This window comes from Bacillus sp. FSL K6-1560, from assembly GCF_038592935.1.
Lineage (GTDB): Bacteria > Bacillota > Bacilli > Bacillales > Bacillaceae > Bacillus > Bacillus subtilis.
The window spans coordinates 2,199,646-2,219,697 of the sequence record NZ_CP151946.1 but is presented as its reverse complement, the minus strand read 5'-3'; the positions used below and the strand labels follow the sequence as shown (position 1 = coordinate 2,219,697).

At 44.9% G+C, this 20,052-nt stretch carries 5 protein-coding genes; all 5 read right to left on the bottom strand.

From position 1 onward, the window contains the following. Entirely contained in the window at positions 1-7,683 is a 7,683-nt protein-coding gene (ppsB, locus tag NYE22_RS12315) for a plipastatin non-ribosomal peptide synthetase PpsB (RefSeq protein ID WP_342411877.1), read from the bottom strand. 24 nt (positions 7,684-7,707) lie between these two features. After that, positions 7,708-15,393 carry a plipastatin non-ribosomal peptide synthetase PpsA gene (gene ppsA / locus NYE22_RS12310; RefSeq protein ID WP_342411876.1) on the bottom strand — a complete coding sequence of 2,562 codons (7,686 nt, stop codon included), beginning with the start codon at positions 15,391-15,393 and terminating at the stop codon, positions 7,708-7,710. 381 nt (positions 15,394-15,774) lie between these two features. Continuing rightward, entirely contained in the window at positions 15,775-17,250 is a 1,476-nt protein-coding gene (gene dacB / locus NYE22_RS12305; protein WP_151870210.1) for a D-alanyl-D-alanine carboxypeptidase/D-alanyl-D-alanine-endopeptidase, read from the bottom strand. Positions 17,251-17,283: 33 nt separating this feature from the next. Further along, complete coding sequence (gene galM, locus NYE22_RS12300; RefSeq protein WP_151870209.1) at positions 17,284-18,261, bottom strand: aldose 1-epimerase; 978 nt, start codon at positions 18,259-18,261, stop codon at positions 17,284-17,286. A gap of 133 nt (positions 18,262-18,394) precedes the next feature. Then, complete coding sequence (locus NYE22_RS12295; protein ID WP_004399508.1) at positions 18,395-19,786, bottom strand: MATE family efflux transporter; 1,392 nt, start codon at positions 19,784-19,786, stop codon at positions 18,395-18,397. Positions 19,787-20,052: the final 266 nt, after the last annotated feature.

Here is a 20,052-nt window from a genome sequence, read left to right as displayed (position 1 = left end):
CTATAGTTTGTTGACGGCTCCCATGATCTCACTCAATTCATCAAGCGTTAAGTCTTCATCAGTGAAATCAGATGCGCTCCACTCTCGGTTTTCTTTGCCGGTACAATGCTCAATGATGTTTTCCAGAGTCTGTTTAAAATGCCTGGAAAATGTTTGGATTGTTTTTTCCTCAAATTGAACCCTGTTATAGATGATGTGCATGTTCAGGCACCCCGAAGAAACGGCGCCGCTGATATCCAGTGCATAAGGACGCTCCCAGTTCGGGCTGATCTCATTTCCTGGCTTGATGTCAGACACCTCAAAGGCATTTGATTGAATATCCTGATCAAACTGGCCTAAATAATTAAAGCTGATTTCTGGGCTGTTTTTCTGAGAGCCCCATCTTTTGCTGATATATTTCAGCACGCCGTAGCCCGCGCCTTTATGCGGTATACGGTGCAGCATATCTTTTGTCTGTTTAATAAGGTGGCCCAGCCGCTCTTCTTTGTCCTTATGATCGGAATCTCTCATATCAAGCCACACAGGATAAATAGAGGTGAACCAGCCAACAGTTCTGCTAATATCGATGTCCTCAAGATATGATTCCCTTCCGTGGCCCTCCATGCTGATTTTAAATTGGTTATTTCCCGTCCATTTCTGCAAAGCAAGACCTAAAGCTGTCAGAAGGATATCATTCATCTCCGTACTGTAAGCTTTATGTGCAGCCGTTAGTAGTAATTCTGTGTGATGGCGAGATAGCTCAAAATCAATCACTTCTGTATCTTTGAATGTGTTAGATGCTGCGTCATTGTCTTTTGGAATAGGCTGGATGTGACGGCTCTCGCACTCATCCCAGTACGCTGCTTCGCGCTGCACCTGGCGGCTTTTAGAGTAGTCAACTATTCTTTGTGAATACGTTAAATATGAATCTGTTTTTTGCGGCAGTTTAATAGATTCTCCTGAGACTGCCTGTTTGTAAGCAGCTGAAAAATCCTCGAACAAAATGCGCCAGGAAACCGCATCAACAACTAAGTGATGAATCGTCAGAAATAAATGGTCACCATTCTCGGTTCTAAACAATCCAGCGTGAAGTAAGGGGCCGGTTTCCAAACGAATATGTTCTTGCATCCGGCTGGCTGCTTCCTCAATCGTGTACCGTGCTTCTGTTAGGCTATCCTTTACATCAAACAGTTCAAGTGCATATAGCTCCTCATCTGAAAGATCTATCCCTCTGTTTATCTGCACCTGCCTGCCATCTTCATGCCGGCATACGATTCTCAGTGCATCATGATGAGTCACAAGGCTTTTTAGTACTTTTCTAAGCGCAGCCTCATCAAATCGTTCAGCCCGGTAGATCATAACGGACTGGTTAAAATGATGGCTTTCCAGAGATTGCGAGAAAAACCACTGCTGGATAGGTGTCCAAGTAATCTCGCCTTCGACCGGGCCTTGGTCAATGGCGCGTACGTCTTTTCGAACCCGGGCGGACAGTTCACCAAGAGTCTGATGTTCAAACATCTCACGTACTGTCGTTTCAAATCCGCGCTGCTTCAGTCTGGCACAAACCTGCAGCGCTTTAATAGAGTCTCCGCCAAGCTCAAAGAAATTGGCGCTTACACCCAGCTCATCTACATTAAGAAGCTCCTCCCAAATTTCAGCCATCACCGTTTCAATCTCATTTCTAGGACTGATATCATCAGCTGTATAAGCGTGTTTTTCAGGCTCTGGCAGGGCTTTCTGATCGAGCTTTCCATTAACAGTCACCGGGATGCTGTCAATTTGTATCATACGGGCAGGCAGCATAAAGTCAGGCAAGGCGTTTTTTAGGTAAGTTCGGATGTCTGATATATTCGCAGCCTGTTGATCTTTTATCACCATATATGCATATATAGCTGTTTGCCCTTGCTCGTCTGCTCTGGTAATGACAGCCGCCTCTTTAATCATTGGATACTGAAGAAGTGCCGCTTGGATTTCGCCTAACTCAATACGGTGCCCTCTGACTTTCACCTGCTCATCAATGCGGCCTAAGTATTCCAGCTCGCCATTTGACAGGCGCTTAGCAAGATCTCCTGTTCGGTATAATCTGTCTCCCGGAAGATAAGGATTGGATACAAAACGGTCAGCGGTCAGCTCATCTCTGTTGAGATATCCCCGTGCCACACCTTCGCCGCCTATATACAGCTCCCCTGGAACTCCGATCGGCTGCAGATTCATATGAGCATCCATCACATAAGCCTGCAGAGTTGAAAGCGGCCGTCCGATATTGCTTTTATTTTTTACAATGTCTGCTGCGGACAATTTTTTGAATGTTACATGGACTGTTGTTTCTGTAATACCGTACATATTAATCAAATCAGTATGAGGATATTTTTTATTCCAGCTTTGAAGCATGCCGGGCTGTAAGGCTTCGCCGCCAAAAATCACGTAGCGGATGTTTAAATGATCTGTATGATTTTGATCTTCAAGCATCAAGCCGTAAAAAGCAGTCGGGGTCTGATTGAGTACAGTGACGCGCTCTTTTTTTAATAATAAACGGAATGCATGGGGGTCACGGGCTGTTTCTTTAGAGACCACGACTAATGTACCTCCGTTCAATAACGCACCGAACATCTCCCATACAGAGAAATCAAAGCAATAAGAATGAAATAACGTCCAGATGTCTTCATGGTTAAATTCAAAAGGCAGGTTTTGATGCTTCAAGAGACTGATCACATTGCGGTGCTCGACAATGACTCCCTTTGGCTGGCCAGTCGTTCCAGATGTGTATATCACGTATGCGGGCTGATCTGTTACTATTTCTTGAATGTTTACATCAGCCGGAAATGAGTCGTTTTCACATTCATCGATATACAAAATATGCCCGGTGTAGTCTGCAGGTTTGTTTTGACCGCGCTCTGTCAGCAGCAGTTTTGCTCCGCTGTCATTAAGCATAAAGCTAATACGCTCCTTGGGATATTCAGGATCAATCGGCAAATAGGCCCCGCCAGCTTTTAAAATCGATAAAACGCCAATGATCACATCAGGTGACCGATCGAGCTTCAGACCGACGATATCGCCAGTTCTCACCCCTTGTTTGATCAGCATAGCAGCTGCCCGCTCGGCTTTTTCATTCAGGTCTCGATACGTAAGCTGAGAATGGCCGCACACCACTGCGATATGCTCCGGATATTTAGCGGCTTGCTTTTCAAATAAGCTTACTATGTTTTCATTTCTCGGATAAGCCGCATACTGTCCCATTTTTTCAAGGAGCAACCTACGCTCTGCAGCAGGAAGCAATTGCATGTCCGAAATTCTCATCTCGGTATCCGCCGTTACCCCTTTCACCAATTCAATAAAATAGGATGCCCACTGCGTAATGGTTTCTTCTTCAAAAAGAGCAGTGCTGTATTCAAAACGGCAGCGTATTCCACTCGGATGCTCCTCAGCGTGTAATGTTAAATCGAATTTAGATATATCATGTTTAGGAGTGACAGACGAAATCGACAGACCAGGCACTTCGAACCGGAAATCTTCACTGCTTTGAAGCACAAGCATCGCATCGAACAGCGGGTTGCGATTTACCTCTCGATTTGTATCGAGCTTATCTGCCAGCTCCTCAAAAGGATAATCCTGATGCTCGTAAGCGGTCAGAGCCAGGTGGCGAATGTCCTGCAAATAGGAGCTGAACGTTTTGTGGCCCTCGGGCTTGCTGCGCATCGCCAATGTATTGACGAACATCCCGATGACGCGCTCCAGATCAGCGTGCGGTCTTCCGGCAGCAGGCGAACCGACAACAATATCCTCTTGCCCGCTTAGCTTAGATAACAAAATAGAATAGACAGCCAGAAGAATCATATACAATGTTGTTCCCGTTTCAGCCATTAAACGGTGCAGTTCATCAGCCGTGTCTTTATCAATGTTGACTTCAATTGTTCCACCGCTGAAATCAGGGAGAAGCGGCCTTGTTTTATCAAGCGGTAATTCTAGTGTAGGAAGACTCCCGCCAAGCTGACCAAGCCAGTAGGCCTCCTGTTTTTTGTATAGCTCTTTCGGGTGCTTCTCTTGCTGCCAAACAGCAAAATCCTTATAATGCAGGTTTAAAGCTGGCAACTCTTTTCCGCAATATAAGTCAGTAAATTCTTGGACAAGAGTGCTCATCGAGACACCGTCGGCAATAATATGGTGCATATCGAGCAGCAAAAAGCCGCGGTGATTGCCGATTGTAATGACACATGCTCTAAAAAGCGGACCGGATGATAGATCAAACGGTTTGATAAAGGTCTCGATTGCAGACTCAAGCATTTGTTCTGATTCCATTTCAAGCTCTTTTAGATCAAAAGCTATCTCTGGATAAATGATCTGCACAGGCTCGTCTCTGTCAAGCACAAAAACAGTCCGTAATGCTTCATGCCGATTCACAAGTTCTGTGAGAACGCTTCTCAACCGCTGGCGATTCAGATTTCCGCGTAATTCAAGTACAGCTGGCATGTTATAACCTGTGCTGGCATCTGCCAGCTGATGAAGAGCATATAATCGTTTTTGCGAGAAAGACAGCGGATAGACATCTCTTTGATCCGCAGGTTCAATCTGTGTAAAAGCGTGTTCTTTTAAGCTCATCAATTTGACCGCCATGCTTTCAACCGTCGGATAAGAAAACACCTCACTGAGCGGCAGCTCGACATTAAGCTTTTTATGTATTCTTGATACCAGTGCGGCCGCTTTTAAGGACTGTCCGCCTAACTGAAAGAAATCATCACGAATGCCGATGTGCTGTTTATTCAGCACATCTTCCCAAATATGTGCGAGATCAGCTTCGATTAAGGTTCGGGGCGCCATATATGTGACAATCGTATTGTTTTCTGGTTCACGAAGCGCAAACCTGTCAAGCTTGCCGCTGGATGTTAATGGCATCCGGCTGATGTTGATAATACTTGCTGGGATCATATAGGACGGCAATGTCCCGGCAAGATGCTGATACAAATCTGGGAGGCTGTTTCCCTTTTCTGGAACGATATAAGCAACGAGCTCCTTTTCCTCAGCAGAAACATCACGGGCCAGTACCGCGGCTTCTTTTACCCCCGGTGCTTGTCGAAGAACTGTTTCAATCTCTCTCAGTTCAATACGGTAACCCCTAATTTTTACTTGATCATCAAAACGTCCAATATATTCAATCGTTCCATCAGGCAAAAAGCGGCCTGCATCACCTGTTCGGTATAAACGCTCCCCTTCAAGGAATGGATGATCGGAGAATGCTTTCTGTGTCAGCTCTTGCTGTTTGTAGTATCCTCTCGCAAGACCCGCGCCGGAAATACACAGTTCACCCGCCGCGCCGATCGGCTGCATTTGATTTCCGTGCAAAACAAATACTTTTGTGTTTCTGATCGGGTGTCCGATCGTGATCCTCTCTTTTTCATTCAGATGCCGCAATATTGTTGTTGCCACACTGTTTTCTGTGGGCCCGTATTCATTTGTCAGTTCAGCAGAAGGACAAATCATTTGACTCAACTCAAGCAGATCAGGCGTGACCGCTTCACCCGCAAATGTCACAATACGAAGACTTTTTGCATCGTCAGCAGTCATCACTTCCAATAATACCCGGTACAGGGAAGGAACAATGATCATGTGGCTGACCTTATAACGGGCTATTTTTCGCTTAAGGGCCAGCACATCCTTCGCTTCGTCATCTGTTGTCAGCAGCACGCACGCACCAGACAAAAGCGGGGTAAATAAGCTCGTTACACAGCCGTCAAACACGTACGAAAACAAATGGAGGGATATATCCTGTTCGGCCATGCCATACTCTTCCCGTCTCCATTGCAATGTATTGGCAATACCGTGATGATCAACTAAAACGCCTTTAGGGCGCCCCGTCGTTCCCGACGTATAGATTAAGTAGGCAAGATCACCAGGCGGTACATCTGGAGCCGCTGTTTGGTGCCTTTCTGTACGTTCTATCGGTATCATATTTCCTTCATAGTGCGGCGGGATGAATGACATAAGGTTTTCTTCTATCAGCAATTGAGCTGCTTGACTGTCCTTCAGCAGGAAAGAAAGACGTTCTTCTGGGAAATTTGGATCAAGCGGCATATAAGCGCCGCCTGCTTTCCAAATCCCAAGTAGAGCTGCAGGCATTTCCATTGACCGGTTCATCATCACAGCCACGATATCTCCAGATCCAACGCCTTTTTCTATCAGGGCGTGCGCAATCTGATTAGCTCTTATATTTAATTGGCGATAGGTCCAGCAATCGTCTCCCATTTTTAATGCAGCCGCTTCAGGTGTTTTGCGGGCTTGTTCCTCGAACAATTGGGATATCGTTTTGTTCACATAAGGACGCTCAGTTTCGTTAAACAATTGGATAACCTGTTTCTCCTCCGGCGGGACGATATTGATGTCACTGACGGCAACATCGGGATTTGTCAAAATGCAATCCAGTGCTTGCTTTAGATGCCCCTGAATCCTCAGCATCTCCTCCCGCTCGTAAACGTCTGCGTTGTAGCTGAATTTGATATAAAATGATTCTCCCGGAACGATAACGATATTAAAGTCGTAATTGGTTTGTTCCGACATTGAAATGTCACTCAGCTTCAGAGCGCCTTCGTCATTTGCACTCTCCACGCTTAATGCCTGATGAAGCTGTACAGGGTAATTTTCAAAAACAAAAATATGATCGATCAACCCTTGCTTCAATGGACTATGGTTTTGAATTTCATAAAGCGGATAATACCCATGCTGTTCAGATGATAAAATATCCTCCTGCACGGCTTTGACCAGCGAAGAAAACGTTATGCCTTCCGCAGATCGGATTCGCACTGGAACAGTATTGATAAACAAGCCGACCATTGATTCAATCCCGTCAATCGCTGACGGGCGTCCCGAAATGACGGAGCCAAAAACGGCATCATCTGCAGCATTATATCGATGGAGCAGCACGCCCCAAATACTCATAAACAGCGTGTTTAATGTCACTCCCCAGTTTTGGGCAGCCTCTGTCAGTTTCTCAACCATATCCGGCGCTAATGAAAAGCTGACCTGGGCGGCTTTATAATCCCCCTCTGCCGTGCGGCGCCTTATTCGGGGAATAGAAGCAGTATTGCCGTACTCCTTCAAATATTCGCTCCAGTAGGCAGCAGTCTCTTCTTGATCTTGTTCTCCGAGCCATTCAATATAACGGCTGTACGGCACCGTGCTGCCAAGCTGTACAGGTGAGTTATTTTTGAGCGAATCATACATGCTGAAAAACTCTTTAAGAATAATGCCGAGACACCACCCATCCATGATGATATGGTGATGTGTCCAGACACATGTATATTGGCTGTCTCCTCTATCAAAAAGGGCAAGACGCATTAAAGGATCTTTTTGCAAATCAAATCCTTTTTCCCGATCCTTAGTCATAAAAGCATCCATCAGCGCCTGCTGTTCTTGATCAGCCAGGCGAGAAATATCTTCTCTATATACTGTCAATTCCCGGTTTGATAAGACTACCTGCTGCGGACCTGTAAGATCTGGTACTTCTTTAATGAAAATCGTTCTGAAAATATCATATCTAGAAACAAGAAGGTTTAAGCTCTTTTGAAACGAGTCGACGCATAGATTCCCTGTGATCGTAAACGAGGTCTGTTCGATATATGCTTTCGAGCTGAAATCCATTAGTGAATGAAACAGCATTCCTTCCTGCATGTGCGATAACGGATAAATATCTTGAATTTGTGCCGATTGTGCCATCAATTCCACACACCTTTTCAAAAGTTAAAGATCTTTCACGAGATCTTCGATGCTAGATAATGCAGACAACGTTAATTCCTTATTGCTGAAATCGCTCAGTGTTTTTTCGCGTGCTTTTTTCTGCGAACAATGCTCAATCGTCTCGATAAGATGCCTGTGAAAACGATCCATAAAGCACTCAATTGAGTGCTTGCTGAACACCTGGGTGTATACCGCTTTTACTTGAAGCCGTCCGTCCGTAATGAGAGCATTGATGTCCAGCTCATACTCTCGTTCTCTCTCACCCGCTATTTCGTGACGGGGCTGGTAATATGATAATTCAAACGTATCAGCTTCCTTCTCTTCGCTAAATTGACCGAGATAATTAAAGCTGACCTCAGGCTCTTTATGCCGCAGTTCTCCTATGTGTGTTAACAATCCATATCCAGTTCCTTTGTTCGGTACTCTTCTCAGCATATCTTTTGTCGTCTTAATTCGGTATGCGAGCTGATCCTCGAAAGGCTCGGGAATACCCATGTCTAGCAGAATAGGATAAATGGAAGTAAACCATCCAACTGTCCTTGAAATATCAATGTTTGGCACATGCCCTTCTCTACCGTGTCCCTCAGTGCTGATCACGATTTGGTCATGCCCAGTCCATTCAGAAAGCGCCATTCCTAAAGCCGTAAGCAAAAGTTCGTTGGCATCAGTACCATAGGCTTGCTGGGTTTCAAACTGCAATTTTTCAGTCCAGTCCCCGGATAGTACAAACGCTGCTGCGTCGCTGTTCTTTTGGAGTCTGTCCGGCACATTTTCTATGTCCTTAGGAAGAAAAGCAGTGTGAGCGTCTAAAATCGTTTGCCAATACGTTTTCTCTGAATGCAATTGTTTACTTTCAGCTATTTGGGTAAGACCATCGGCGTAGGATAAATAAGAATCCGTTTTTGGCGGTAATTGGATTTCTTTCTTTTCTAAAGACTGTTGATATGCTGCAGCTAAATCCTCAAGCAGAATTCTCCAAGAAACGCCATCTATCACAAGATGATGAAGTGCAATCAGCAAATGATCCCCTTCTGCCGTTTTAAACAAACCTGCTTGCAGCAAAGGCCCTTTTTCTACATTCATTTTGCTTTGAATGACGGTTTCCTCAGCGGCAAGTTTTTCATCAAGGTGAGCCCTTTCCAGCGATGCTTTTGTCCAATCTGAAATATAAAGGCCAAACAGTTCATGATCCTTGTGATTGATTCCGCGATTAAACTGAATGACATGGCCGTTTTGGTCACGTTGGAAAATCATGCGAATGGCATCATGATGCTCGGTTATTTTACGCAGCGCTAGATGAAGCGCGTTAGCATTGATTCCTTTTTCACTGAAAAGCATGACGGACTGGTTGTAATGATAGTGAAAAGCATGTACCTGTCCGAAAAATCTTCGCTGAATCGGGGTGAGTTCAGCTTCACCTTCCGCAGGTCCCTGGTCCGCTTGAGATGCCAATGGTGTGATATGTCCGCATAGTTCCTGAATCGTTGAATAACGGAATAAGTCGCGTATTGTCATGCTCCAGCCTTCAGCTGCCAGACGTGCTGCCACTTGTAATGCTTTAATTGAGTCTCCGCCAAGCTCAAAAAAGGAATCGTGAATGCCGACTCGTGACATGCTCAGTACATCTTCCCATATATACGCCATCGTTTTTTGTATGTCGTTAACTGGTGCGGTATATGGACGCGATAACAAATTATTTGGAGCCGGCAAGGCATTTCTGTCCAGCTTTCCGTTTAGGGTTAGCGGCATGTTTTCTAAAGGAATCAGATGTGCAGGAATCATATACGCTGGCAGCTCCTTTGTTAAAGCAGCACGGAGAGCATTCGTATTGACGTCTGAAGGCACAATATATGCTGCCAAACCAGCCTGTCCATTCTTATCATGCTGAACGGCAACAGCAGCTTCTCTGACAAGCCCCGTTTGAAGCAGAACACTTTCAATTTCTTCTGTTTCAATTCTGTATCCATTTATCTTTACTTGATAATCCATTCGGCCAAGAAGCCGGATCGTTCCGTTTGGAAGCCAGCATGCTCGATCACCGGTTCTGTACAGCCTTTCTCCAGAGACAAATGGATTTTCTGTAAATTTCATTTGCGTTAAGTCAGGTTTATGATGATAGCCTTTCGCAACACCTGCCCCGCCGATGCACAGCTCGCCGGCAACGCCGATCGGCTGAATTTGATCAGTCTGGCTGAGTACGTACATACGTACATTCGGCAGCGGGCTGCCGATTGGTACGTTATCGCCCGTACACTCTCCACTCATACTTGTTTCATAAAAGCTCGAATCAATGGTTGCCTCTGTGACACCATAGCTATTGATGATGCGCATGCTTTGACCAAAGCGGTCTGTCAATGTTTTGAAATCTTGAGCTTTCACCATGTCGGAACCAAGAATCAGTATGTCTAAGTCAGGGAGCTTGAACTGGTTACGGTATACATACTCCATCATCGGGATAATGAGAGCCGGTGTCGACTCCATCACCGTGATTCTCTGAGAGTTCATGATTTTATATATTTCAGCAGGTTCCAGCCGTGTTTCATCTGGGCAAACGATTAGAGTCCCGCCGTTGGTCAATGTTCTCGCCAAATCTCCTGAGAAGACATCGAATGAAAAGCTCGCGATTTGAAGCAGTCTGACAGGCTTCCGATCCAGTTCATAAATTTGACGCCAAGCAAGAGCAGCATGAGTAAAGTTCTGATAGGTGACAATAACACCTTTAGGCGCACCCGTCGTTCCTGACGTATAAATGATATATACCGGCTCTTCAGGAGCAGGAGATAAGTTAAGGTTGCAGTTACTTTCTTCATAAGTGCTTTCATCGTCAAGGCAGATATGAGACATCTCAGATTCAGGCAAGTTTGAAATCAAATGCTTCAATTCCTGCTGTGAAAGTAGAATATCTGCTCCGCTATCACGAAGAATATATTCAATACGGGCTTTTGGATAATGTGAATCGATTGGGATATACACTCCGCCAGCTTTCATCACTGCCAGCACTCCAACAATTGCATCAACTGACCGCTTGGCTAAAACAGCCACAGTTGGCTTCGGTCCTTTTCTGTTTTGCAATGTTCGTGCCAGACGATTGGCTCTTTCATTTAGAAGCCGATAGCTAATCTCTGTTTCGTTATCAATAACAGCTATATGTTCTGGAATTTCTTCAGCTTTCGCTTCAAATATGCGATGAAAAGGAACATCTTTTTGAGCAAATTCAACCTGAGTTTTGTTAAATCCAAAGACTATTTTTTGTTTTTCTTTATCACTAAGTATGTTTATTTGTGCAAGGCTTGTTTCAGGAGTTGAAAGTGCCTCATGCAGAAATTCGATAAAATGATCAGCCCAGCGTTCAATCGTAGCTTTCAGGAATACTTCTGTACTAAATTCCATTTCGCAGCAAATAGATCCATTTATTTCAGTAGCTATTAATGTGATATCAAATAAAGATATGTGATGTGCGAAATTGGCAGGCCGGACTTTTATTTCTCTCAGATCTATGTCTTGTTTTTCCACATTTTGAAGGATAAACATCGCATCAAACACTGGGTTCCGGCTCATATCCCGTGTCAATTCAAGCTTATCGACAAGCTCTTCGAACGGGTAATCCTGGTGCTCAAAGGCTTCCAATGCTGTCTCACGCACTTCCTGCAAATACTGTACGAATGGCTTCCTGCCCTCCGGGCGTGTCCGAAGCGCCAGCGTGTTCACAAACATGCCGAGTATCGGCTCAAGATCCTTGTGCGGACGGCCGGCAATTGGCGAGCCGACGATGATATCCTCCTGTCCGCTTAAGCGTGACAAGAACGCGGTGTAAGCCGCAAGGAGCACCATGTACAGTGTGCTTCCGTTTTCTCGTGCCAGCTTGTGAAGGCCTGATGCAACCTCTTGATCCAGCGTAAATGAGACCTTGTCACCCGCGAAGCTTCGCACCGGCGGGCGGGCATGATCAGCCGGAAGATCCAGCACAGGCAGCTCGCCCTCGAGCTGCTTCAGCCAGTACGCCTCCTGCGTTTTGTACGCATCTCCTGTTTTAAATCCTTCTTGCCATACGGCATAATCTTTATATTGAATGCGCAGTGCCAGAAGCTTCCGATTATTGTACAGCTCGCCGAATTCCCGAATCAGAATGTTGACGGAAACACCGTCTGAAATGATGTGATGCATATCAACCAGCAACAGGTGCCGCTCATCTGATATCTTTACGATTTGGGCACGGAACAGCGGCGCTTGGCTGAGATCAAACGGTTTGATAAATGCGGCTGCGGCCTCCTGTTCGGTTCGTTCGCCGAGAACTGTAGTCTGTAACGTAAACGGCACCTCGTCATGGATGCGCTGCACCGGATCGCCTCCTGCGTCCTGTTCGAAGGAGGTACGAAGCGACTCGTGGCGCTTGATCAGCTCTTTGAAAGCTCTGTCCATCCTTTCAGGGTTGAGCTTCCCTTCGAGCTCTAACACAGCCGGCATATTGTAGCCTGTCCCTCCGTCCTCCAGCTGCTGAAGGACATAAATCCGCTTTTGGGCAGAGGAAACCGGATAGGTTTCCTGTTTTTCAGTGGGCTTAATCGCTTCATATGGACTGTCCGTTCCTTCACGGATAACGGTAGCCAGTCCTTCTACCGTCGGATGGGCAAACACATCTTTTAGCGGCACCTGTACATCGAATTCTTTGGCGATCCGTGAGACAAGCGCTGTTGCTTTTAAGGAATGCCCCCCGCGGTCAAAAAAGTTATCGTGAATCCCGACAGGGCCATTTTTCAGCACGTCCTCCCACAGCTGAGAAAGCTTCATCTCAGTCACGTTTCTCGGCGCCGTGTAGGTCTCCGCATCTGCCGCTCCGCCAGGAGCTGGCAGGGCGTTTCGGTCGAGCTTTCCGCTTGGTGTAACCGGCCACTGTTCCATTTCTATCATATAGGCTGGGACCATGTAGCCCGGCATCAGGCTCTCAAGTTGCGCTCGGACTTCGTTTCTTTGGAGCCCTTCTACATAAGCGCATAATTCCGGCTCGCCGCTGTCTGTCCGTACGGTAACGGCCGCCTCTCTTACACCTTCTATACTTCTTAGTGCCGCTTCAATTTCTCCCGGTTCAATCCGGTAGCCGCGAATTTTCACCTGATCATCCAACCGTCCCAGGAATTCAATATTCCCGTCAGGGAGCCAGCGCGCCACATCTCCTGTTTTGTACATACGTTCACCCGGGTAAAACGGGTCTTCTAGAAAACGCTCCTCCGTTAATGCCGGCCGATTCAAATAACCTCTGGCAACACCCGCTCCGGCAATGTATAGTTCGCCGGCGACACCGGAAGGCTGTACGGCTAAATGCGGATCTAAAACATACAAACGCGCACCAGGTACGGGCTTCCCAATCGGAATCCGCAAACGGTCTCTGTCCCGTTCTGGATCCAATACGTAAAATGCCGCGTCTACCGTTGCTTCTGTCGGCCCGTAGCCATGGATTAATGATACCTGCGGCAATACAGAAGCAAAACGGGCTGCCGTACGCGGCGCAAGCGGTTCACCTCCGGCGAATACACGCTTTAGGTTTGTCCCGTCACCAAGCGCTAACATTTCTGCTTGATCCAGAAAGCTATTCAGCATAGCCGGAATAAAATGAACCGTTGTCACTTTTTCCTGAGTAATGGCTTTTACGATCAATGCGGAGTCTTTTTCCCAGCCGGGCGGAAGCAGATACGCCGAAGCACCGGAAAGAGCCCACCAAAACAGCTGCCACACAGACGCATCAAAGGAAAAAGAGGTTTTCACCATGACAATGTCATCTTCTGAAAGCGGAAACTGGTGCTGCATGCCGGTCAGAAAGGAAACAGCCTGACGGTGCTCAACGGCCACTCCTTTCGGCTGCCCGGTAGAGCCCGATGTATAGATGACATAGGCGAGAGAACCGCCGTCAGCAGGAGTAAACAGATGGTTTTCTGCTTTTTCGCTCGCAAGAGATGTCATGTCCACTTCAAGCGTTTCTCCGGAAAAGTTCGGTGCGGAGCATCCCGGCTGTGTCAGCAAGAGCGATGCCCCGCTGTCTTTCAGCATGTAGCTCAGCCGCTCCTTTGGATACGCAGGATCAAGCGGCAAATACGCCCCTCCGGCCTTCAATACAGCAAGGACAGCGATCAGCATGTCAGGTGAGCGTTCAGACAGGACACCGACGATACTTTCGTTTGTGACGCCACGTGCCGCAAGGTGCGCAGCCAGCCGGCTGGCGTACATATCAAGCTCAGCGTATGTCAGCGAACCGCCTGAAAAGCGAATGGCCAGCCGCTCCGGTGTGAAAGCTGCCTGTCGCTCAAACAGCCCATGCAGGGTGAAAGCTTTAGGCGAAACAGCTTCCGTCTTGTTAAACTCATACAACAATTTTTGCTTTTCTCTTGTATTCGTCATATCTAATTCTCTTATAAAGCTGTGCGGATGTTGAAGGGCGTTTTCCAGTATGGTAAGCAGATGAGATTGTATTCGTTTAATATCCTCAAGAGAAAACAAGGTATTTTGATAGTCGAAATTTAATTGAATGGTTCCATTGTCTATCCGTTCTTGTATTTGAACTGAAAGCTCGTTCGCGGTGTATCCGCTGAAATAAAGCGCTGTTTCATAGTCAAAATCATCTGCATTATGCCACTGAAGTGGCTGATACTGCATAGATATACCGATAAGGTTGTGTAAATCCTTCTGTTCATTTCTTAATTCATTTACAAGCAAATTATAAGGAAACCGTTGATGACGCATAACAGAAAGCTGTTCCCTGCCTATTGTGCGGACAAAGGAAAGAAAATCTGTGTCAGGATCAACCGTTATTCTGATTGGAAGAGAACTAACGAACATGCCGAGCATTTCTTTTTCAGCCTTTGACCCTCTGTTGCCATAGTAGGTGCCAATGGCAAGATCTTTTTTAGAAGTGATTCGGCTAATGCATATGTAAAATGAAGCCATAAATAAGGAAATGATATTGATCTTGTGTTCTTCGCAGAAGTTTCGAATCGTTTGCTCTAGATCAGGTGAAAGAATGATGGTGTCTCTGGATGCAGATGTGCTCTGTTTTTGTAAGGACGTCTGGTCGGCTAACGAGTGGTATTCCAACGGGTGCTCAAAGGTTTGTGTCCAAAATAAACGGTCCTTTGCAAACCGCGGAGATTGTAGATATTGACTCTCTTTTTCGATGTAACTCAAGTAAGAAGGTTCCGGCTGATCAGGTAAAGGATCTTTCTTTTTCATTTTTTGATAAAGATCTATAATTTGATTTCCCATCACATTTAAAGAGATTCCATCCATTATGATATGATGGAATTTCGCAAATAGCCAAACTTCATGAGAGTCAATTCTAAGGAGGTAAAATTGATAAAGAGGCGAGTTGAACAGTTTAAATGGAATGCTCGCTTGATCCTGAATCCATTGCTCTATTTCTATCATTTCAACATTTGAAAAATCAATTATTCTAAGTGGATAATATTTATATTCAGTAAGGTGCAATCGCGGCTCAAGCTCTTCTCCTTCTAACAGCTGAAATCTAATGGCGTCGTTGCGGGAGATGGAATGATTCAGCGCTCCCTCGAGAGTATGAAGCTCAATATTGCCTTTGAATTTCACACAGGCTGTGAGATTGCAAATGCTGGTATCTGGCTCCAGCAGTTCAGTAAACCACACTCTCCTTTGGGCATGGGTTAAAGAATAAGTATGTTCGCTCAACGAATTCCCTCCAGTTCTCATAATAAGAGGATAAGAAAAAGTAGAAAAAAGCAGAAAAATGTCAATAAAAGAAATTATATGACTATATAATCCATATATGCACTATATTAACGGATATTTTTTAAAGTACAATAAAAAACATTAAATTTTTATAACATTTTTTTGAATATAGTATTATTTCTTTATTTTTCGTTTCTTTTTTTATCAAATTTCCGGATATAAAGTGATAAAAGTATTGTTTTACATAAGGTCTTATACACTACTTTTTAATCGGACTAATTTTCTTTTGTGCATGATTCTTCTAATTGTTGGAAGGTTCGACAAAGCGTTATTACAGACATAAAAAAACCTGTTTTCTCTTGGAAAACAGGTCTGCCGCTATTATTGATTTGCCAAAATGACAGCGATTTGATCCTCAATATCTTTTCCATCCTCTTCATCAATCAATCCATTTAGAAGAATAGAGAAAACAAGTTTTTTTCCGCTCTTTGTTTCTGCGTACCCCGATAGAGAGCTTACCGTACTGAGCGATCCGGTTTTTGCTCTTACTTTTCCTTGTGCAGGAGTGTCTTTCATGCGGTTTCTCAGCGTTCCGCCCACCATTCTGTCAGGATTGCCCGCAACAGGTAAAGAATTTAGATAAGCCGAGAACCAACTCTGATCCTGAATGTCATATAACAGCTGTGAAAGTTGATCTGAGGATACAGCATCAATATGTGAGATTCCTGATCCGTCTCTTAAGACGAGTGATTTAGAATCAACACCAAATTCCGGAAGCGTACTGTTTAACACTTCGAGCCCCTTTTCCCAGCTCCCTTCTCCTTTTTTCACTTTCCCCATCTCTTTTACGAGCACTTCGGCATGTCCGTTATTACTTAATTTCATGAACGGCACAAAAAGTTTCGATAAAGGCATTGAGCGATGAGAGAGCAGCACATCTGAAGAACTAGGTGCTTCACCCGTCTTGATGTCCCCTTTCACAGTAATACCTTGTTTTTTTAGTGACTGCTTAAATAAATCTAAGGCATATCCGGCAGGCTCCCAGACAGAAATCCATTCCTTTGTCTTGTTTGCGTCAACCGGTACGCTCCCTTCAATTGTAATCGTGTTTGTTCCATGCTCTCTTTCGATTGTGAGGTCTTTCTCTGAACCGGCAGCAGTCGTTTCAGCACCGTTCTTTATCGTTATATAATCGGTTTTCGGAGAGATAGACACGGCAGGCTCTTCCCCTTCTTTTTGATTTGGGGTGACCTCAACAATCACAGTGCCTGCATCATAGTCTTCATTCGGAGACGCTGTTAGAGCGGAGATTGGCGCGCCATAATATGTGTATTCATCGCTCCAAGGCATATCAGGTGATAATCGCATGTCATCATGCCACGTATCATCACCGATCAGATTGCCTTTAATTACTTTTACGCCGGAATGTTTCAATTTCTCAGCCATTTTGTCAAAATCAGATGGTAAAAGTGTCGGATCGCCTTTCCCTTTCAAATAAAGGTTACCATTCAGCTTTTTCCCTTTCAGTGTTCCATCCGTCCGGACCTCGGTTGTAAAAGAATAATTCTCGCCAAGGACAGAAAGTGCCGCGGCCGCTGTCAAAAGCTTTAGAGAAGAGGCAGGCCTCATTCGGGTGTCTCCTGAATGTTCATATAGAACAGCACCTGTTTCCGCAGAGCGAACGGTGATGCCGGCCATTGCGCCTTCGAGGGCAGGATGATCAGCTAAAATCTTATCGATCTGCTCGGAAAGTGCATCTTGTTTTTCAGCGGCAAGCGCAGCCTGATGCATATAAGGCACCGAAGCAACGACGAAAAGCAGTAAAACAGCAACATAAAGCTTTATGCTTTTTTTCATTCATTTCCCCGCCTCTCTGCGCTTCATCATTGGCTATTGATGATTCAGTTCAATGGTGATACTGCTTTTAGCTGTCGTTTCTTCTCCCGGCTCCAGCACTTGTAAACCAGTGAGTGACGAAGGTAAATCAAGATTCACTGCGTTTGTCACCCATGTGTAAGGTTCAGGGCATAAATACCCTTGTTTTCCGTCCGCATTGTATACAACCCAATGGTTAAACTGTTCATCTGCCTTATAAATAATGCTGATATGTGCATGCTGATGATAAATGACTGCCTGGTTTTCTCCGTCCCTCTTCTGATAAGAAGATAAAAAGACATCATCCAGCTGCTTGTGGCGCAAATCCATTCCTTCATGCAAAGCTTCTTTATTCGGTACATCCATCAGTTTCCCGGTCGGCAGCAGGCGTTCATCCAACTCCCACTGCTGATCTGCTGTCAGGGAGAATAACGAGCTTTCTGCCGGAAACACAAATGTAGTATGATAACCAATTCCCCAAGGAAACGCTTCCTTTCCTTTGTTCATGACCGTCGCATGTTTAAATAGAGTATTCCCCTTTACCGTGTATGTCATCCGAACGACGGCATGGTGAGGAAATTGCTTATACACATGGGGGAGCTCAGAAAGATCAATTTCTGTTTCAACAATCACTTCTTCATCAGTTTTCTTCGCGGTCACTACGTTCCAATTTTCATGGTAAAGAAACCCATGAAGATGGTTGTGTTTATCCTTCTCGTTGATATCAAAATGATACGTTCTGCCCCGGAAACTGAATGTACCGTCACTTATGCGGTTAGGCGGGAACAGGATTGGAATGCCATACAATGTTGGTGTGTCGTGAAAACTTTCTGCTGTTTCCGGTTCACGCAAAAGCTGGACTTTTGTTTTTTTGTCCACGAGAGAAATGACGTTGCTCCCCCACTCAGGGACAACAATCATTTCTAGATGTTCGTTGCCCGCTTTGATGGCCGGCGTTCCCAAATACGTGATTTTCTCAATAAAGTTTGCCATGTTTACTCAACCTCTCCTTGATTCATTGCTAGTATAAGAATTCAATGTACTGTGCCATATTTCCTCCATTTTATATTTTCCCCTATCAAATAAAAAAACACCGTTCAAACTTATGAACGGTGTGATTCGGAGGCTATTGGATGAGACGTGTGATTTGTTTCTTTTTCCAGACGAATTGATAATACCCATAAATCAACAGCAAGCTGACGGCAAACGCAGCTGGATAACCAACCCAGACGCCGAGTATTTCAAGCTTTGTATAGTGAGAAAGGACGAAAGCGACAGGCACCTCTACTCCCCAGATTGCAAAAATACTGATGACGGTCGGCCATAAAACTGTTCCGCTTGCCCGCATCGTTGCAGAAATAATTTGGGCATTTCCAAACAGCAAATAACTCCACAATGTAATCATCAAAAGACGGTGTGCAATGTAAAGCGTCTCTTGCTCGGTTAAAAATAACGACAAAATCTGATGTGAAAAAACATAGATCAGTATGATCAGTACGCCGCCAATGATATAATTCAGCCAAATCCCCACGCGAATGACCTGCTTTAAGCGGTCAAACTCGTTTGCCCCAATCGATTGTGCAGCGAAAATAGAAACCGCAATACCAAGGCTGACGGCCGGCATCTGTACATAGCTGGCCACCTGGTTGACCACTCCGTATGCAGCTGTTGCATTAGAGCCGTAATGATTGACGAATGAAATAACCGCTATCTCTGATAATGAGACAAGAATCATATTGATGCTTGCTGGGACCCCAAGACGCAGCAGGAGAACCAGCAGTTCCTTATCCATTTTCAAATAACGACGCACTGTTTTATCAAATTGCAGCGGGTGTTTTCGCTTTCGTAAATACACCATTAACACGAGAAAAGTCGCAATCGTGGAAATGACAGTTGCATATGCCGAGCCGTATATGCCCAGTTTCGGAAAACCAAACATGCCAAGGATTAAAACAGGCAAAAGCGCGATGTTGATGACCGTGCTCACAATCAGCGTATAAAACGGTGTCTTAGAATCCCCTGTTCCGCGCAAAAAGGTAGTATATGCAAAATATAAAAACATAAACGGCATAGCATAAAATAAAATACGTGCATAGTTAGCGCTGACATGAATGACATTTTCAGGCGTGCCCATTAAACGAAGGATATCCAGGGTGAAAATACTGCCGATGACGGCTAACACAACGCCTAATAAAAATGTAAACGTGAGCGTCGTCCCGACAACAGCCTTTAGCCGTTCCTCATTTTTCGCTCCGTAAGCTTGTCCGATCAGAATCGAACTACCTGAACCGATCCCAATCGTAAATGAGATCAAAAGAAAAAATAACGGGAAAAAGGATGATACAGCTGCCACTGCATCAACACCAAGCCATCTGCCTACAGCCATCATCCCGACTAGCTGGCCGACTGATTGCAGCACATTGCTCAGCAGAAGCGGCACTAAAAAGAGTGACATCGACCGCCAAACTGATGGTTTGCTTTTCTTTTGAGTTACAAGAGGTTCTTGTGATGTTTCCATATTAAAGGACTCCTTTATTTGAAATCGTTTTTAAACATGCCCTCATTTTTTGACAAAAACAGGATATGTAACATGTTATTATTCATCACTGCACATATGAAACCCTTCCCGATTCTTCTAATTTTACACATCTTTTTAGCTTATAAAGAATAAACTAGCAAGTAATGGCATATTTTTTGTGAGTAAAAGAATAAAAAATAATTTATGCAAAAGTATTGTAATCTATCCGTAATTATTGTAACATTTGTAACATAAGAGAAAGAGAT

Excerpts from the sequence above, each read along its gene's own strand:
- ppsB (WP_342411877.1), bottom strand. The coding sequence starts at position 7,683 with ATGGCACAATCGGCACAAATTCAAGATATTTATCCGTTATCGCACATG.
- NYE22_RS12295 (WP_004399508.1), bottom strand. The coding sequence starts at position 19,786 with ATGGAAACATCACAAGAACCTCTTGTAACTCAAAAGAAAAGCAAACCA.
- galM (WP_151870209.1), bottom strand. The coding sequence starts at position 18,261 with ATGGCAAACTTTATTGAGAAAATCACGTATTTGGGAACGCCGGCCATC.
- dacB (WP_151870210.1), bottom strand. The coding sequence starts at position 17,250 with ATGAAAAAAAGCATAAAGCTTTATGTTGCTGTTTTACTGCTTTTCGTC.